Here is a 16,779-nt window from a genome sequence, read left to right on the forward strand (position 1 = left end):
CCGCCGAACCATCAACGCGCCCATCTCAAGCTGATAAAACCCGATCGCGCCAAGCCAAAACACTAAAGGCTACCAAGGTTGCCAACAAAGCAGCACCGACGGCTTGGTGGGCGACTGTCAGGGGTTCTACCTGAAGATGCAGCCGGAAAGTTGCCAATCCTAACACTAATTGAGCTATCAGACAAACACTAGCTAAATTTCCTAGTTTTCGCAACTTTCCACTTAGTGCCGGCTGCCGCCAAGCCATGATTGCTACTGTTAAAGTCGCTGCGGTAGCTGGTACTACCCCGATGATGTGGCTGTTCATTACCGAGCACAATTCTGAGGAACCAAAACATTGGTGCAACGCCCATCTAGAGCCTACTAATGCTCCTAGCAAACTTTGCAGGTAAACTAACAATGCTGCGATCGAACTTACCCAAGCTAATTTCCCCGTATTGCCTGTAGCTTCGTAGGGAGTTAGCATGAAACCGATGACTAACAGAGCGCAAAAAAACAGTAAAGCTGTTCCCAAGTGAGCGGTAACGATATCAAATCTGAGCAGTTGGGTTACTGTCAAACCGCCCAATACGCCTTGAAAAACGATTAAAAATAGTGCTCCAGCGCTGGCAATCGGGAGCCATTTTGGGAGGCGGTTGCGGTAAAACAAAGATAGTCCTAAAAGAGCGATCGCACTTAAGCCGATCGCCGCGGCATCCAAACGGTGAAACCATTCCAGAAATACCTGCAAATTCATTTGCGCTGTGGGGATTAATTGACCGTAGCACAGCGGCCAATCCGGGCAAGCGAGTCCCGCATTCATCACCCGCGTGGCACTGCCTACAGCCATCAGCAGCCAGGTGGCGATCGCTATTTTCCAGACTAAGCCGCGGACAATATCCTGTGGCTGCCACTGCACTCCTGCTGCGGTTGGCTGATTTAAAACTGAGTTTGCCATGAAATTCACCTTAGCCTTTGTTATCGATGGAACTTAATTAAATAGTGAACTTTTTTTTCTGGTGGCTTTCTCCGAGCTTAACACTGTTTTTCTTTAATAAACCGCCCATTGATTTGAGATTTGATTTTTGAAATTTTAGATGGGAGGACTGAAGAATTGACTTTATGTTACAAAAGATTTATCTTATTTTCCTAAACTTAAAAAAAGCTTAATCTTTCCCCTCAACCGTTTATACTGATACCAATTCCCTCAAGTCGAGCTTTGGGGTCAAAAATAAAGATATAATTAAGAAAAACTATTTATCAAACAAGTGTGATAAATGATACGGAAACTAAAGATTAAAAACTCAACAGCATTAAAAAACTTAAAAAATAGCATTAATCACAAACCAAATTTTGCTGATTGTTCTACCCTAGTAGGGGTAGGACGGCTAGTAAAACCGCAGTCAACAAATTAAACAAGCCGTAAGCCAGCGACTCCTCAGTCCAGGCGTCGCAGCCCTTACTCAAGGAGTTGAAGGATGGAAAAAGAAACAGGAAAAATACCAGCTTCGCTGTTGACCCTAGTTGGTGGACTAGCGATCGCAGCAATCAGCTTCTGGTATGGTCAAAACAACCACCTAATGCCAGAGCAAGCTTCAGAACAAGCGCCACTGGTAGACAATTTTTTTAATCTGATGACCACGATCGCCACAGCCCTATTTATAGTGGTAGAAGGCGCGATCGTCTATTTCGCGGTCAAATTTCGCTACCGCCCCGGAGACGAAACCGACGGTCCACCCATCAGCGAAAACTTTGCCTTAGAAATCTTCTGGACAGCAATACCAGCAATTCTGGTGATTGGTGTGGGCATCTACAGCGTGGAAGTCTTTAGAGATATGGGAGGCTTCGATCCCGGTGGCAGTCAAGTGATGGCTCACGTTCACGACTCCACCCACGCAGCTCATAAAATGCCCAAAGGCAGTGCCATGGCAGCTCCCCTCATCGCCGATTCAGGAACCAGAGCATCAGAAATGGCGGCAGAAATGGGTGGCACACCAACCGCAAAATACGGTTTCGGAGCCAAACCTTCGGAGACAGGAAAATTCGCAGGCGTGACTGTCAACGTCACGGGGATGCAATACGCCTGGATATTTAACTATCCCGACAGCGGAGTCACCTCTGGAGAACTCCATGTCCCCACGGGTAAATCAGTTCAACTCAACCTTTCGGCTGTTGACGTGATCCACTCCTTCTGGGTCCCCCAATTCCGGCTCAAACAAGATGCGATTCCCGGAATCCCCACGGAATTGCGGTTTGTCGCCACCAAACCTGGTGACTATCCCGTCTTTTGTGCGGAACTTTGTGGTGGCTACCACGGCGCCATGCGGACTCGCGTGATTGTTCATACTCCTGAAGAATACGAAAACTGGCTCAAAGAAAGCCAGATTGCTCAAGAGCTAGATGTCGATCGCGCGATCGCAGTTAATCCGGCTAACTTGTCAGAATCCGAATTTCTAGCTCCCTACGTTAGCAATATGGGGATTAATCCCGAAACCGTCGCTCAACTCCAACCGACTAGGAATTAAAAAAAACCAATTAAAAATTAAAAATGCCACAAAAAATTGCACATTTTTAATTTTTAATTGGACATTTCTAATCCTAGATAAATTAATTAAAATTCCAAACATATCAAATGGCACAAGCACAACTTCCGGTAAATACGCCGCCAGAAATCAAAGGCGATACTTATTCCCACCATCCAAAAGCGTGGAAATGGTATGACTACTTTACTTTCAACATAGACCACAAAGTAATTGGTATTCAATACCTAGTAACAGCCTTTATTTTCTACCTCATTGGCGGATTAATGGCGATGGCAATGCGGGCGGAACTTTACACCCCCGATTCCGACTTTCTCGACCCAAACCTCTACAACGCTTTTCTGACCAACCACGGGACGATCATGATTTTCCTGTGGATCGTGCCAGCAGCCATTGGCGGATTCGGCAACTTTTTAGTCCCGCTAATGCTCGGTGCTAGAGACATGGCGTTTCCCAAGCTCAACGCGATCGCCTTTTGGGTGAATCCCCCCGCCGGACTTATCCTCATGAGCAGTTTCTTCTTCGGAGGAGCTCAATCGGGTTGGACCTCCTATCCGCCACTGAGCGTGATTACAGCCAACACCGCTCAATCAATGTGGATTTTGTCGATCGTCCTAGCAGGAACCTCCTCAATTTTGGGTTCCCTCAACTTTGTGGTCACCATCCTCAAAATGAAAGTTCCCAGCATGAAATGGGATCAACTTCCCCTATTTTGCTGGTCAATTTTAGCAACTTCCGTCCTCGCACTGGTATCAACGCCAGTATTAGCAGTGGGCTTAACATTGCTCCTGTTTGATATCAACTTCGGCACCTCATTCTACAAACCAGATGCCGGCGGCAACGTCGTTATTTACCAACATTTATTCTGGTTTTATTCCCACCCGGCAGTTTATTTGATGATTCTGCCCATCTTCGGGATCATGTCCGAAGTGATCCCAGTTCACGCCCGCAAACCGATTTTTGGCTATAAGGCGATCGCCTATTCCAGCTTAGCCATCTGCCTAGTTGGATTATTCGTTTGGGTGCACCATATGTTCACCAGCGGTACACCTCCCTGGATGCGGATGTTCTTCACCGTTTCCACCCTAATTGTGGCAGTTCCCACCGGTGTGAAGATTTTCGGTTGGACAGCTACCCTGTGGGGCGGTAAAATCCGTTACACCAGTGCGATGTTATTTGCGATCGGCTTATTGATGATGTTCGTTTTCGGTGGATTGACCGGAGTCACCTTAGGCACTGCGCCCTTCGATGTCCACGTACACGACAGCTACTACGTCGTCGGTCACTTCCACTACGTGCTCTTTGGCGGTTCCGTCTTCGGCCTCTACGCCGGAATTTACCACTGGTTCCCCAAAATCACCGGCAGGATGTACAACGAAACCTGGGGCCGCGTTCACTTCGTCCTCACCTTCATCGGCACCAACCTCACTTTCTTACCCATGCACCAACTGGGTTTGCAAGGAATGCCCCGCCGGATTGCCATGTATGACCCCCAATTCGAGTCATTGAATAAACTTTGCACCTACGGTTCAATTCTGCTCGGATTTTCCATACTTCCCTTCTTCTTCAACATGATTTGGAGTTGGATGTACGGTCCCAAAGCCAGCAGCAACCCTTGGGAAGCCTTAACTTTGGAATGGACAACTGCTTCGCCACCCATCATTGAAAACTGGGAAGTATTGCCCGTTGTCACTCACGGCCCCTACGACTACGGTATGAATAATTTCGTTCCGAACATCGATCCTTTAGGTGTCCTGATTCCAGCAGGTAATCAAAAAGCTCAATCTTCTACCTCTGTTTTAGTGGCTGAATCTGAACCAGTTGCAACTAAGAAAGCTGACGATGGCAACGGATCGAGTCAGAATGGTCATTAATTAGTCAAAAATAGGACTGATACCAATTTAATGTGAAGTTGCATATATTTCGATCCCCCTCGCATCCCCCGCATCGTTGCGGGGACTTTGAGCGGAATCTTGTCCCCCCCTCCCACCAGGGGGGCTAGGGGGGATCAGATTCTATGCAGCTTCATAAAAAACTGGTATGACACCAAAAACCCTGGTGATTGAGCGAAGTCGAAACCTTAGTCCCTTCGAGTTCGCTCAAAGTAAAAAATTGAGCAAACTCGAAGGGAGCAAATTTTTCACCAGCCCCCGCTCATAGTAAAACAACAGCATCGTCCCATACCCGACTTCTTGGAGAAGTCTAGGATCTCAAACAAGATAGTTTCAAGCGTTCAATATTGGAGACTTTTATGCAAGGTTCAGCAATTGATAGCCCAGAAAGTGTACTCAACTCGTCAGTCCCCCCAGTAGCCTCCGCCAGCGCCGCGGAACACCATGAAGAACACCCAGATTTGCGACTGTTTGGGCTCGTGACTTTTCTAATTTCTGAATCCCTCATGTTTGGAGGGCTGTTTGCCACTTACTTATTATTGCGAGGTGGTGCAGAATCTTGGCCACCAGAAGGCACAGAAGTAGAATTATTGTTACCGACAATCAACACAATTATTCTGGTTTCCAGCAGTTTTGTAATTCACTTCGGTGACACAGCGGTGAAAAAGAATGATATCAAAGGAATGCGACTTTGGTACGCCATTACTGCGGTGATGGGACTTGTTTTCTTAGCAGGTCAAGTTTACGAATATATGACCTTGGGTTATGGCTTGACTGAGAATATATTTGCTAACTGTTTCTATGTGATGACCGGTTTCCACGGTTTGCACGTTTTTCTTGGTATCTGCTTAATTTTGGGCGTGCTGTGGCGGAGTCGCCGCGAGGGTCATTACTCAAATGTTAAGCACACAGGCATCGAAATGGCAGAAATTTACTGGCACTTCGTAGACATTATTTGGATTGTTTTGTTCTTGCTAATTTACGTCCTCACTCTTTTCTAAATTGCTAGTAGATTCAGCAAAAAACCCCCAGCCTTGGGGGTTTTTTATTTTTTTAACACTGGCTGCTCCTTCGGCGGTTTAAAACCCCGTTCATATCGTTTCCGGCTACATCGTCAGGTGATTTAACCGCAGAGAACACAGAGGACACAGAGGACACAGAGGGAGAGAATAGAGAGATGAATAATTCAGATGCTACCGGATTTGATATCAATAGTCAAACTTTCGTTTACCTCAGCAGACAAGTAAGATTGAGGGATATTTAAGCCTGTTGCTATATCAGCAGTCGGGTTTCTGGCTATAATGTAGTGTAAAAATATGATGACTTATATAGCCTTTCTCAGAAAGAGGAGGTACGATCGAGAATTGGTAATAGGTAATTGGTAATGCCCTATACTTCGACAACGCTGGAGCCCAAGTACCCTAGGCCCCATACTTCGACTTCGCTCAGCGGCAGACAAGTTGATTTACTAATCAAAAATATACAAATTATCCACCATTTAAAATTATACACCCATGTCTCAAAAAAATGAAACAGTTATTCTAGTGTTATCCTTAGCAATTACCCTGGCGCTAGCCAGTGCAGGTATTTGGTGGCTGACAAAGAGTAAAGACATCAATTTAGGGAGTAAGTCTTCGGAAAAATTGATTTCTGACAATTCCACAACAGCCAACGCTTCGCAATCACAACAGTCTATAGAGCAGCGTTTGAGCCTAGGGGAAAAACTGTTAATTCCAGGGGGAGCAACGACCAAAAAACAAGAAGCTGTAGCAGCGATCGCCTCTAGCAACTACAATACAGCTATTTCCAATCTAGAAGCCTCCCTACAAACAAATCGCAACGATCCAGAAGCCTTAATTTATCTCAATAACGCCCGGATTGGCGACCAAAAATCCTATACTATTGCTGTGGCTGTTCCCATTGGTAGCGATATCAATGCAGCTCAAGAAATTCTGCGGGGCGTGGCTCAAGCTCAAAATGAAATCAACCAAAGTGGTGGGATTAGCAGTATTCCTTTAAAAGTGCTGATTGCTAATGATGATAATAACCCAGAGATAGCCTCCAAAATAGCCAGTGATTTAGCTAGAAAATCGGAAGTTTTAGGAGTAGTCGGACATTTTGGCTCTGATGTCACCCTCGCAGCCAGTAAGGTTTATCAACAAAATCAATTAGTAGCAATTTCTCCTACCAGTACCTCTGTACAACTGTCTGGGATTGGTAGTAATATATTTAGGACAGTACCGAGCGATCGATTTGCGGCTAATGCTCTTTCTCGCTATATGTTAGGAAAATTGAAAAAGCAAAAAGTTGTGGTTTTTTTCAATTCTACCAGCAGTTACAGCAACTCTTTAAAAAATGAATTTACCACGGCTATCTACGCAGATGGAGGACAAATTATATCGGAGTTTGATTTAGCTAACGGCAATTTTAATGCTGCTGATAGCGTTGAAAAAGCGATCGCCCAAGGAGCAGAAGCTATCATGTTAGCATCAAACTCTAGCACCATAGAGCAAGCTTTGCAAGTAGTGAAATTCAACGCCAAACGGCTGCCATTATTAGCTGGAGATGGCGCTTATACGGCTAAAATACTACAAATTGGTGCAGCGGGAGCAACAGGTATGACGATCGCAGTTCCTTGGCACATTCTGGCAGATCCCCAGTCCAGTTTTCCCCAAGCATCAAAACTTTTGTGGAATGCTGAAGTCAGTTGGCGTACAGCTTTAGCCTACGACGCGGCGAAAGCTTTAATTGCTGGTTTACAGGTGAATCCGACTCGTAGCGGCATTCAAAAAGCTCTCTCAGCGTCAGATTTTTCGGTAATGGGGGCGAATGGTGCGATTCGATTTTTAGCTTCGGGCGATCGCAATCAAGCCGTTCAGTTAGTAACTGTGCAACCGGGAAATCGCACCAGTTACGGTTATGATTTTGTACCGATATCTGGTTTGTGAGCTATTGGTGAGTGTGGAATGTAGGTTATAAATTGATAATTAGGGATAATTTCTATTAAAATAGAACAACAAGTTTGGATGGTGAATCCTATGACTTCTCAAGTTGTGTCTCCGGTGATAGCTGAATCTTTGCCAGAACAGCGCGTGGTTTTGGAGGGGGTAAGTTGGCAACAGTATGAATTATTGTTAGCCACTTTTGGCGATGATTTTCCAGCTTTGCGGTTGAGCTATTTGGAAGGAATGTTAGAAATTATGAGTACATCTCCCCTGCATGAAGAGCTCAAAAAAATGATTGGGATGCTGATGGAAGCATATTTTCAGGATACAGGTACCCGCTTTCATGCGATCGGTTCGGCAACGTTTCGCAAGGTTTCTAAGCAGCGCGGATTGGAGCCTGATGAGTGCTATTGTTTGGGACAGAAAAAGGATTTTCCAGATTTAGCGATCGAGGTTGTGCTCAGTAGTGGCATTGTGGATAAGTTGGAGATTTACCGAGGGCTGGGAGTGACGGAAGTTTGGGTGTGGGAAGCAGGACGATTTACGATTCATCATCTGCGGGCGGAGGGCTATGAATGTGTTGTCAGGAGTGAGTTGTTGCCAGAATGTGACATGGAGTTGTTAGCTAATTATGTCAAGCCAGAGGAACAGTTTGATGCGGTGATTGCTTTTCGGGATGAATTGAAGATGCGATTGTCTAGCCAACCACAGGAGTGAGTTGGGTGCATCTCTATTTTGCAAGTATATTCGTAGGAGTGTTTTATTTATGTGTTAAAATACAATCTAAAATTTGATATTATTGTGCAAAAAAATAAAACCCCTGTGGTTATTTTGTCACTCTTAATGACGATCGCGATAGTAGGTATTGCTATAGGATGGTTTACACGCAGTAGCGTCAATCTGCCGACTCCATCACCACCAACTCGTACTCTTCCCAAGGCACCCACCCCAAAACCGCCATCGTCATCTCTCAGATAGATCCAGAATTTTTCAGCTTAGTTCAAAACTGGCTTCACAACCAGAATCCCTTTACCTGGGCCTTCATAAATTTCGACCCTCGATACTTGTCCACTACCAGCATAATATGTTACATCTGCTTTGGAGCGAGATGGCATTGATTGCCAAACACCATCTTTTGAAAACACCACATTAGTTGTGAACCCATCATCCCAAGTAATTATAATTTGATTGGGATTCTGCTTAATTGAACAGCCGATTGTTTGTGCTTGTGGTTGATTCTGTCCGTAAAAACTGCATTGAGATCGATAATTCTCAGTAGAGTTCTTCGTCTGGGCTTGAACGCTGATACTGAAAGCGGTGACAGATGCTAGGATCACATTTGCTACCAAAGCAGTTGTATAAAAAAAAGATGATTTGAGTTTCATGGGTTTCTTAATTTATATAAACATTGCTAACTGGATTTTACCACACTACTTTTATAGCAATCCTTGCAGTAGTCTGATTTTTTTACCCCACCCCAACCCTCCCCGAACTCGCTCTGAGGGAGTAAGAAATATGTAGCTAAACTTGGGAAACGGCGATCGCCCTAACGGGTCGATTTCTCTCAAAAATAGCCCGTGGTTTCAAAGCTATTCTCAACAACAACCAAAGCGATCGCCATTCTCCCGGTGTTTCCAACCCTTGCCACTGTCCAGGCCGACAATACAGCATTTCAATCAAACAACGGTGTTGGTTAATATTTAGGCGATCGAAGGCAATTCGGACAGTGGGAAATCCTGCTGGCTGAAAACTTGCATCCAACCGTAATTTATCCCTCACCAACTCAATCTTAGCCACAGGAATCAAACATTGCTCTTCCATTATTTCCAAAGTAGCGGATGCACAATCTATCAAATCTAGAGGAAAACTAATCTCTGTTTCCAACTCAAGCATTGACTGGAATGGCTGGCTTGAGTTGAAGTTTCCACCCTGGGAAACATTTCCCCTAACAGCATATTTTGGCAAATTTTCGGCTGTAATCAAACTATTTTTGTTGACTTTACCTTTGGGACGAAAACTCGGCTGTTGAGTCAGAGCTACTTCCGCACCACTTTCCGAAATTACAGTAGTTATACCCCAAAAAGTTGTATCCCCAATATTCAATTTTACAACCCTGCGTAAATTGAACCATTCGTAAATATCCGGTTTAGGAATATCCACCAAAATTAGTAGCGCAATTCCCAACATCAGCAAGTTGTAAACGCTCCAAATCCAGCCAAAACTCATCCCTTTTAACGCATCGGCGCTTGCTGCTACTTCCTGTCCACTACCAATATTATGAAATACATAAGTGTTTAAATTTTGGCACAAACCCCAAGCGGTAACTACAAACAAGACGATCAGAGGCCATCCCAAATTCCAGTTAAAATGAAATCGATCGCTAGCAAGTCCTTTTGGTGTCACCTGAAATCCCTTCCCAAACGGATTGAGCATCGCACTCACCACAGTCATCGCTAAAGGGATACACTGGACAAAGGAGTAGACATCGGAAAGTAAAGCAGACCGCGATCGGTAATTTAGCCAAGAAAACACCGTAATTTGGACTAAATAATAAGGCAGAAAGAAATACACTAATTCCTGGGAATTTGCCCGCACGGGAAGGATGCCTAAAAACCAGTAAGCCAAAGGCATCAACAGTAATAAAACTCTACTTAAACTGGTGAACCAGTGCACCAATCCTTCCAAGTGAGACAGTCTTTGTCGCAATTTTAACCCCGGAATGGTTAAAGGATTGGAATCTATAAAAAATGCCTGGAGGGTGCCTCGCGCCCAGCGCAATCTTTGAGTTAGGTGAGCATCTATATTTTCCGCAGCTAAACCTGCACTTAATTTTTCATTTAAATAAACTAAACTATATCCACTTGCTGATAGCCGAATTCCCGTAAAATAATCTTCGCAAACGGAATTTGTGACAAAGCCTCCCACTGCTTCTAAAGCGCTGCGTCTGAGCACAAAAGATGTGCCACAACAAATTACACTTTCTGCACCATCTTTGAGGAGTTGAATTTGTCTATAAAATACTTCTTCTTCGGAAGTAACAATGTTTTCTAATCCGAGGTTGCGGGCGATGGGGTCGTGATTGTAAAAGCTTTGAGGAGTTTGAACAAGGGCGATTTCTGGATTTTGAAAAAATCCTACAGTTCTGGTTAAAAAGTTGGTGGTTGGAATAAAATCGGCATCGAAAACAACTATGAGTTCTCCGTTGGTTAAAGCTGTGGCATGATTTATGTTGCCAGCTTTTGCGTGACGATTATCTGGTCTGCTTATATATTCGCAGCCGAGTTCTTTTGCCAATAATTTGATTTCATGACGTTGAGTATCATCGAGTAAATATACTTTTTTATTGGTATAGTCTAAGGCTTGACAACCGATGATTGTGCGCCTTAAAATAAAGGCTGGTTCGTTGTAGGTTGGGATTAAAATATCTACGGAAGGGGAAAAGTATCCTGACTCAACGGCAACTGCCATGCGATCGGCTTCTCGGCCACGATCTTTCAGTCTCAGCGTGAAGTAAAGTAGACTGCTGCTAGTGAAAACCATTAACATTTCTAGGAAAAACAGCCCCAAACTAAAGATACCATTGAGGGGATTGCTGAGATTTAGAGTAGCGAGCGATCGCCACAAAAAGTAGCGAATTGTTAAAGCCAAAACTATCGCAACTACCACAGCCTGTGACCATTTCTGGGGCTGAGGCGAAATTTTCACTATAGCGAAGACTGTTGATACTAGGATGACAGTCGGGAGTAATAAATACATCTGGCTGACAGCAGGCACTTGCAGCCACACAGGCGGGTTTTGTTGCCAAATATTGATTTGGGCAAAAATACCGCTGACAGTGCCTTCCTGGGAAAACCACGCCCCGACGATCGCACTTACGAAAGCCACTACCCCTAATAGGACTAAGGTGGCGATCGGCACGCGGCGTTTGAAGTCTAGAAAGTGAAATCTGGAATTTGTCATAAATGTGAAATGCCCGATCGAGTCTACAAAAGCTTTCAAACACCATGTAAACACATTTTAACATTTTCACAATTTTCTTCAACGCACTCTCTTCTCCTCCTCTGGGTCAAGAGCGTCCTCTGCGTTTAAATAAATCAGGTCTAACCGTAAACGACATAACACATTCAATCAGAAACTTCCAATTGCGATATTGCATAGCGCGCGACAGTCAAACTATATTTAGCCCGTTCTATTTCCGACAATTCTGCCCAAGGTTTGCTAAAAACCATCCCTAATTCTCCCCCTTCCCCTTCAACATCTCGCATCGCATAGGCCAAAGGACGGGATAAAACTTGCAAATCTTCCTCATCCCACTGAGGTAAAATATCTAACACGCACTCTACCATTTGGTCTGCCAAATATTGATATTTGACCGTGGCATTTTGGACACTTTGTGCGATGCTGGCGAGTAAATCTTGAGGAAAACTCACAAATTTATCCCGCAAAGACTTTTGCAAAGTTGTGGTTAGCCAGACTTGTTCTAATTGCGAGAATAATAATTGTGAGTTCTGGGCAATATCCGTGTCGCTGAAAGATTCGGATAGTGCAAATTCTTGCTCTAAAGCCATCAAATAAGATTCTGATTCAACCTGTGCAGGATTCCAGGGATAAGCCACATCAGTCTGAACAATTGTTGCCAGAAGTTCCATCTCAACCTGAGTTTCAGAGTCGCGAAAATATTGAGAATCAGGAGGTTGGGGAGCCATAATTTAATACCTAAATGGGAAAAAAATACAGAACGGGATGAATGGGAAGTATGAGTTGCCAGTAGTGAATATTTTGTTTAACTCCAGACTTGAGACTCAAGGTCTAAAACTTTGCCGTCCCGATCGCCGATTGCTAAAACTAGCTACACTATCACCTCCATTGGTTCCGCAATCCATTTAACTTTAGGTAGAAGTTGTTTGCACCTCGATGGTGAACTCAAAAATCTGACCTTGAGAACTGCCAAATTTTAGCTGAGTCCCCGATCGCAACAACAGTTCCTGGTGGTGAACCCTTTGCCATCCCTCATCCCCCAAGACTAGAGTCCCATAACGAGAGAAATCCCGCAGGAAGTAGCGAGGTTCTTCCCGGCCATCTTCGATATTGTTGCGACAGAAAATTTCCGCGTGTTTTTGAGAAACCCATTGTTCTCGAATCACTACATCGTTTTCTTCCCAACGTCCGACTCGAACCATTCCACCCCGAATTGGCCAAACCTGATTGGGGTTAGAACTTTGGGCTGTTTCCTCTTGTCGATCGCGCCCCCGCAAATAAGCACAGGAGGGCAAACGTCCCAGCCAAGTAGCAGAATTTATAGGCAATTCTGTTTTGATGTCATCTACCGGTTCAGTCAATTGACCATCGAACTCCGGGTGCATATACAGCACCGGCAGTGTCCAAGCCGGTTGATTGAACTTGTAAAGCGTTAGTAGCTGCTGTCTGGCGATCGCCACAGCCCGATCGATGGACATCCTTCCAGCCAAAGCTTGGGCGAAAGTTTGGATAAAACTCAGGGCTTCGCGATCGGCGATCGAATCCCGCATCCCCAACACCGCCGGCACCCCATGATGGATCAATACCTCTGCCAAACTGCTGCGGGCGATCGCCTGTTTCTGGCCACTGCTAGAATCAACCATCTCCAGGGCCGGCTGAGCTCCCCAACAGGCATTGAATACTGCCAACGTCACCCGACACCGGACTAAAACTTGAGCCAGTTCAGTGCCGTTAATAATCGTGTCCGGCCCCAAAAACAACAAACCTCCATCAGGCCCCGGCATCCCGTGGCCGGCATAAAACAAGATGTTATAGGCTTGTGTTTCCAAGCGAGAAATTAATTCTGTTGGGGTGGGTTCGATCAGAGTATCGACGTGAGTGGGAACGTTAACCTCGGAGTATTTACCACTGTCGTCGGTTTTATGGGTATTTTCCAGAACCTGACGCAAGGCTAGTGCTTCTTTTTCCAAATGCAACTGACGATGATTTGTGCTGGAAAATTGACTATTGACAACACTGCCAGGATCTGATTGTCCCAACACTAACAAAATATTGAGCGAATCGGCCAGACGCAGCGGCCCCAAAGGCTCAACATTGCTGGTAGTGCGACTAAACAGCAATTGCTGGGACAGAGAAATTGCCGGTTGACCGGCTTGAGGCTGCATAATTTCCCAAGGTAAAGCAATTAAATAGGGTTCCCGCAAGTCTAGTCGTACCCGCAGAGGTTGATTTTGTCCGATCGCGATACCTTTACTTTCTTGGAGACTACCTTGAATTGGTCCTTCAAACAGCCACTGCCAAAGGTTGATGCCAAAATGCTGCATCAAGCGACTGCTGTAGCTAGTTGGTTGTGGGGGTGGAGTTGGTTCCCCCCTCTCACCGCCACCCCTTTGAGGGACGTGGACGGATACTCCTGAAAATGGAGGTAGCTGTAGGGAGTAAGGGCTTGGTTTTTCGGTTGTGTCGAGTATTTTTTGGCTATGTTCCATAGAGATGAAACTACCATCAGAAATTGAGGGCAATTGGTGAATTGTCCCGGAGGAGGAGAACATCTCTTGCCAAGCTTGCCACGCTTGGGATAGGGTGGGGGGCCACATACAATCGTGGTGAACGTAACCGCTGGGATAGGGGGCTTGTAGCACCCAGGTAGCAAAATGGTTTGCCCCAGCGGCTTTTAGGCGAGCGATCGCTATACTGAGGCAAGGACTTTCAGGGCGCGCCATTCACAACTACCGACTCTGGATATAGGGATCGATCGAGTTTATCTATTACACATCTCCTAAACAGCTTATCTTGAACAAGCCCCATGGGAGACATCTCCCAAACAGCCAGCTTTGAACAGGGTGTTTAGCCTGTTCCACAATAATTATCGGAGAGGTCTATTTAGTAGTGTATCGGTTTAGGGGTTTTCTAGAGTTTTGAGTTTTGAAGAAGCACCAACCAGCAACAAGCCCATTTTTTTCCCTCTCCCACTCCAGAAGCAACAGACATCGGATCTAAAGACGAGTTAAGTAGAAGATCGATATGAAAAAGGAAGAATGATTATACAGCAAGCTTTTTAGCCATCTCTATTTGACGTTTAATTCGATCGACTTACTTACCGCTCAAAAATTTATCCAAATTCGGTATCTCAACCCAAGTTCCCGTCGCATGAGACTCCTGAGTCAAATCCATCAACAACTGGGAGTAAACCCCTTCCCTCAGAGACGGTATCAAAGATTCACCCCCATCAATTGCTTCTACCCACTTATCTACTACTCTAATAAACGGTGCAATTCTCCCGTCTGGATAAACTTGAGGAAACTCCAATCTTTGAGGAATTTTGATTTCAGCTAAAGGTTCTGGGCCTTGGGAACCCCACAGGCGAAATCCGTGGACATAATCTTGCTGGTTATCGCTTCCTAAAACTAAAGTCCCCTTACTTCCGTAAATCTCCACCCAGTGTCCCCGCCCTTGATAGGTAACAGAACTCAAGCAAACTTGACAAGGGGTGCCGTCTGCTAATTCCAGCATCAAAGTGCAAGAATCATCTGCATCTACTGGTTTTAATTTTCCTAATTCATCAGGGTCTGGGCGCGCCGAAATTCCTGTGATTAATTGTCCAGAAAGCCTCTTCACTGGACCGAACAGCCAGTTAATATAATCAAAGACGTGGGAACCTGTAGCGCCCAAAACACCGCCCCCTTTATCTTTCTGTGAGTACCAGTTCCAAGGGCGATTAGCGTCAGCCCGGCCCGATACCAGCCAGTCTATTTTAATTAAACGTTTTTCTCCGACATATCCTGTGGCTAATAGTTCGGCTAGCATTTGCCAAGAGGGGATGAAGCGAAACTCAAAATCCATGGTTGCGATGGTTTTCACACTTGGGGATTCTGGGTTTGTTTGAGATTTATTGGTCAATTTGTAGAGTTCTCTAGCTTCATTTGCTGTGAGGGCGGTGGGTTTTTCTAGCAATAAGTGTTTCCCTGCTGCCAAGACTTTTTTTGCCATTTCAAAATGCAGAAATGGCGGGGTGGAAATGCTGACTGCTGCTACTTCTGGGATGGCAATTATGTCTTCTATGGAGTTGCAAGCATAGGGGATATTCTGGCTAGAGGCGATCGCCTGAGCTTTGTCTAAGTTCCGGTGGTAAACAGCCACGACTTCTGTGCGGTGATGGGCTTGGAATCCGGGAATGTGAATTTTTTGACCGAAACCTGTACCGACTACTGCAACGCCAATTTTAGACATAATTTAATAGTTGGGAATTGGGAATGGGGCATTGGGAATTGGGAATTGGGCATTGCTAATTAGTAGTAAATAACCAGTAACCAATAACTAATGACTACTGACTACTGACTAATAACTACTGACTACTGACTAATAACTAATGACTACTGACTAATAACTAATGACTAATAACTAATGACTACTGACTACTGACTAATGACTACTGACTACTGACTAATGACTACTGACTAATGACTACTGACTACTGACTAATGACTAACTACCCATTCTATTACTTCTTTGCCCAAACTAACCCCATTAAACAAGTCGATTTCTCTGATCCCTGTAGGACTCGTGACATTAACCTCGGTGAGATAGCCGCCAATGATATCAATTCCCACAAAGTACAATCCGTCCCTTTGCAACACTGGCGCTAACTGACTGCAAATTTGGAGTTCGCGATCGCTAATTTCGGTTTTTGCGACTCGGCCACCCACGGCCATGTTGCCACGAAATTCATTGCCGGTGGGAATGCGGTTGATAGCACCGATCGGCTTACCGTTCAATAATATAATCCGTTTGTCTCCATCTTTTGCTTCCGGCAGATAAGTCTGAACCATTACTGGAACAGTACCTTGGTGAGTGCTAATTTCCACCAGGGAGTTGAGGTTGCGATCGCCCTTTTCCAAAAATAAAATTCCTTCCCCAGCTTTCCCACCCAAAGGTTTGAGCACTGCTGCTCCTTTTTTCTCCACAAATTGCCGAATTACCTGTTTACTTTGAGAGACAATTGTTTCTGGGATCGCTCCTTCAAATTGCAAAGCGTACATTTTTTCATTCGCATCCCGCAATCCTTGTGGACTGTTCACCACCAAAGTTTTAGCAGGATCGATGTAGTCAAGCAGGTAAGTAGCGTAGAGGTAAGGCACATTCACTGGGGGATCGGTACGCATAAATACTGCGTCCATTGCTTCTAGAGGCTGCAAAGTTGGTGCTTCTACCTCGTACCAAACCTCAGCCGCCACCCAACGTCCCTCTACCAAATTTACTGGGGTTAGTGTCACCGGACTCAGCAGACCCCAGGTTTTGCCACCGATGACGCTTAACTCGTTGGCTTGAGTCACCCAAACTTCGTGACCCAAAGTTTGGGCTGCTTCCATCAGTGCTACGCTGCTATCATGGCCTGGAATTAGCCTGTCGAGGGGATCGATGATGAATGCAAATTTCATGGTCAGT

12 protein-coding genes are annotated in these 16,779 nt (G+C 45.1%); 5 read left to right on the forward strand and 7 right to left on the reverse strand.

Annotated elements, in window-relative coordinates; all coding sequences use genetic code 11:
- Positions 1 to 25 precede the first annotated feature (25 nt).
- Positions 26 to 937 carry a COX15/CtaA family protein gene (locus AAFP14_RS10850; protein ID WP_341732272.1) on the reverse strand — a complete coding sequence of 304 codons (912 nt, stop codon included), beginning with the start codon at positions 935 to 937 and terminating at the stop codon, positions 26 to 28.
- A gap of 520 nt (positions 938 to 1,457) precedes the next feature.
- Between AAFP14_RS10850 and AAFP14_RS10855 the strand changes: the two genes are divergently transcribed.
- From AAFP14_RS10855 to AAFP14_RS10875, 5 genes are all read left to right on the forward strand, one after another.
- Positions 1,458 to 2,504 (forward strand): cytochrome c oxidase subunit II, encoded by a 1,047-nt coding sequence (locus AAFP14_RS10855; protein WP_341732273.1) that lies wholly within the window; start codon positions 1,458 to 1,460, stop codon positions 2,502 to 2,504.
- A 107-nt stretch (positions 2,505 to 2,611) separates the two neighbouring features.
- Positions 2,612 to 4,393, forward strand: a complete 1,782-nt coding sequence (ctaD, locus tag AAFP14_RS10860; protein ID WP_341732274.1) for a cytochrome c oxidase subunit I — start codon at positions 2,612 to 2,614, stop codon at positions 4,391 to 4,393.
- Between the two features lie 377 nt (positions 4,394 to 4,770).
- Complete coding sequence (locus AAFP14_RS10865) at positions 4,771 to 5,412, forward strand: cytochrome c oxidase subunit 3 (RefSeq protein WP_341732275.1); 642 nt, start codon at positions 4,771 to 4,773, stop codon at positions 5,410 to 5,412.
- A 513-nt stretch (positions 5,413 to 5,925) separates the two neighbouring features.
- Positions 5,926 to 7,359 carry an ABC transporter substrate-binding protein gene (locus AAFP14_RS10870; RefSeq protein WP_341732276.1) on the forward strand — a complete coding sequence of 478 codons (1,434 nt, stop codon included), beginning with the start codon at positions 5,926 to 5,928 and terminating at the stop codon, positions 7,357 to 7,359.
- Positions 7,360 to 7,449: 90 nt separating this feature from the next.
- The gene (locus AAFP14_RS10875) at positions 7,450 to 8,073 is read left to right on the forward strand and encodes a Uma2 family endonuclease (RefSeq protein ID WP_341732277.1); all 624 of its coding nucleotides are present in this window, start codon (positions 7,450 to 7,452) and stop codon (positions 8,071 to 8,073) included.
- Positions 8,074 to 8,351: 278 nt separating this feature from the next.
- Here AAFP14_RS10875 and AAFP14_RS10880 read toward each other — a convergent pair whose 3' ends face one another.
- From AAFP14_RS10880 to gshB, 6 genes are all read right to left on the reverse strand, one after another.
- Positions 8,352 to 8,741, reverse strand: a complete 390-nt coding sequence (locus tag AAFP14_RS10880) for a hypothetical protein (protein ID WP_341732278.1) — start codon at positions 8,739 to 8,741, stop codon at positions 8,352 to 8,354.
- Positions 8,742 to 8,877: 136 nt separating this feature from the next.
- Positions 8,878 to 11,316, reverse strand: a complete 2,439-nt coding sequence (locus AAFP14_RS10885; protein ID WP_341732279.1) for a glycosyltransferase family 2 protein — start codon at positions 11,314 to 11,316, stop codon at positions 8,878 to 8,880.
- Positions 11,317 to 11,480: 164 nt separating this feature from the next.
- Complete coding sequence (locus tag AAFP14_RS10890; protein WP_341732280.1) at positions 11,481 to 12,062, reverse strand: hypothetical protein; 582 nt, start codon at positions 12,060 to 12,062, stop codon at positions 11,481 to 11,483.
- Positions 12,063 to 12,245: 183 nt separating this feature from the next.
- The gene (locus tag AAFP14_RS10895; protein ID WP_341732281.1) at positions 12,246 to 14,057 is read right to left on the reverse strand and encodes a CHAT domain-containing protein; all 1,812 of its coding nucleotides are present in this window, start codon (positions 14,055 to 14,057) and stop codon (positions 12,246 to 12,248) included.
- A gap of 370 nt (positions 14,058 to 14,427) precedes the next feature.
- A complete protein-coding gene (locus AAFP14_RS10900; RefSeq protein WP_341732282.1) occupies positions 14,428 to 15,564 on the reverse strand; it encodes a Gfo/Idh/MocA family protein in 1,137 nt (378 codons plus the stop codon).
- Positions 15,565 to 15,812: 248 nt separating this feature from the next.
- A complete protein-coding gene (gene gshB / locus AAFP14_RS10905; protein WP_341732283.1) occupies positions 15,813 to 16,772 on the reverse strand; it encodes a glutathione synthase in 960 nt (319 codons plus the stop codon).
- Positions 16,773 to 16,779: the final 7 nt, after the last annotated feature.

Origin of the sequence: Microcoleus sp. EPA2, from assembly GCA_020882975.1 — a bacterium.
Taxonomy (GTDB): Bacteria; Cyanobacteriota; Cyanobacteriia; order Cyanobacteriales; family Microcoleaceae; genus Microcoleus.

Coding starts and splice junctions, on each gene's coding strand:
- AAFP14_RS10870 (WP_341732276.1), top strand. CDS start 5,926: ATGTCTCAAAAAAATGAAACAGTTATTCTAGTGTTATCCTTAGCAATT.
- AAFP14_RS10855 (WP_341732273.1), top strand. CDS start 1,458: ATGGAAAAAGAAACAGGAAAAATACCAGCTTCGCTGTTGACCCTAGTT.
- gshB (WP_341732283.1), bottom strand. CDS start 16,772: ATGAAATTTGCATTCATCATCGATCCCCTCGACAGGCTAATTCCAGGC.
- AAFP14_RS10880 (WP_341732278.1), bottom strand. CDS start 8,741: ATGAAACTCAAATCATCTTTTTTTTATACAACTGCTTTGGTAGCAAAT.
- AAFP14_RS10850 (WP_341732272.1), bottom strand. CDS start 937: ATGGCAAACTCAGTTTTAAATCAGCCAACCGCAGCAGGAGTGCAGTGG.
- AAFP14_RS10875 (WP_341732277.1), top strand. CDS start 7,450: ATGACTTCTCAAGTTGTGTCTCCGGTGATAGCTGAATCTTTGCCAGAA.
- AAFP14_RS10890 (WP_341732280.1), bottom strand. CDS start 12,062: ATGGCTCCCCAACCTCCTGATTCTCAATATTTTCGCGACTCTGAAACT.
- AAFP14_RS10885 (WP_341732279.1), bottom strand. CDS start 11,316: ATGACAAATTCCAGATTTCACTTTCTAGACTTCAAACGCCGCGTGCCG.
- AAFP14_RS10865 (WP_341732275.1), top strand. CDS start 4,771: ATGCAAGGTTCAGCAATTGATAGCCCAGAAAGTGTACTCAACTCGTCA.
- ctaD (WP_341732274.1), top strand. CDS start 2,612: ATGGCACAAGCACAACTTCCGGTAAATACGCCGCCAGAAATCAAAGGC.
- AAFP14_RS10900 (WP_341732282.1), bottom strand. CDS start 15,564: ATGTCTAAAATTGGCGTTGCAGTAGTCGGTACAGGTTTCGGTCAAAAA.
- AAFP14_RS10895 (WP_341732281.1), bottom strand. CDS start 14,057: ATGGCGCGCCCTGAAAGTCCTTGCCTCAGTATAGCGATCGCTCGCCTA.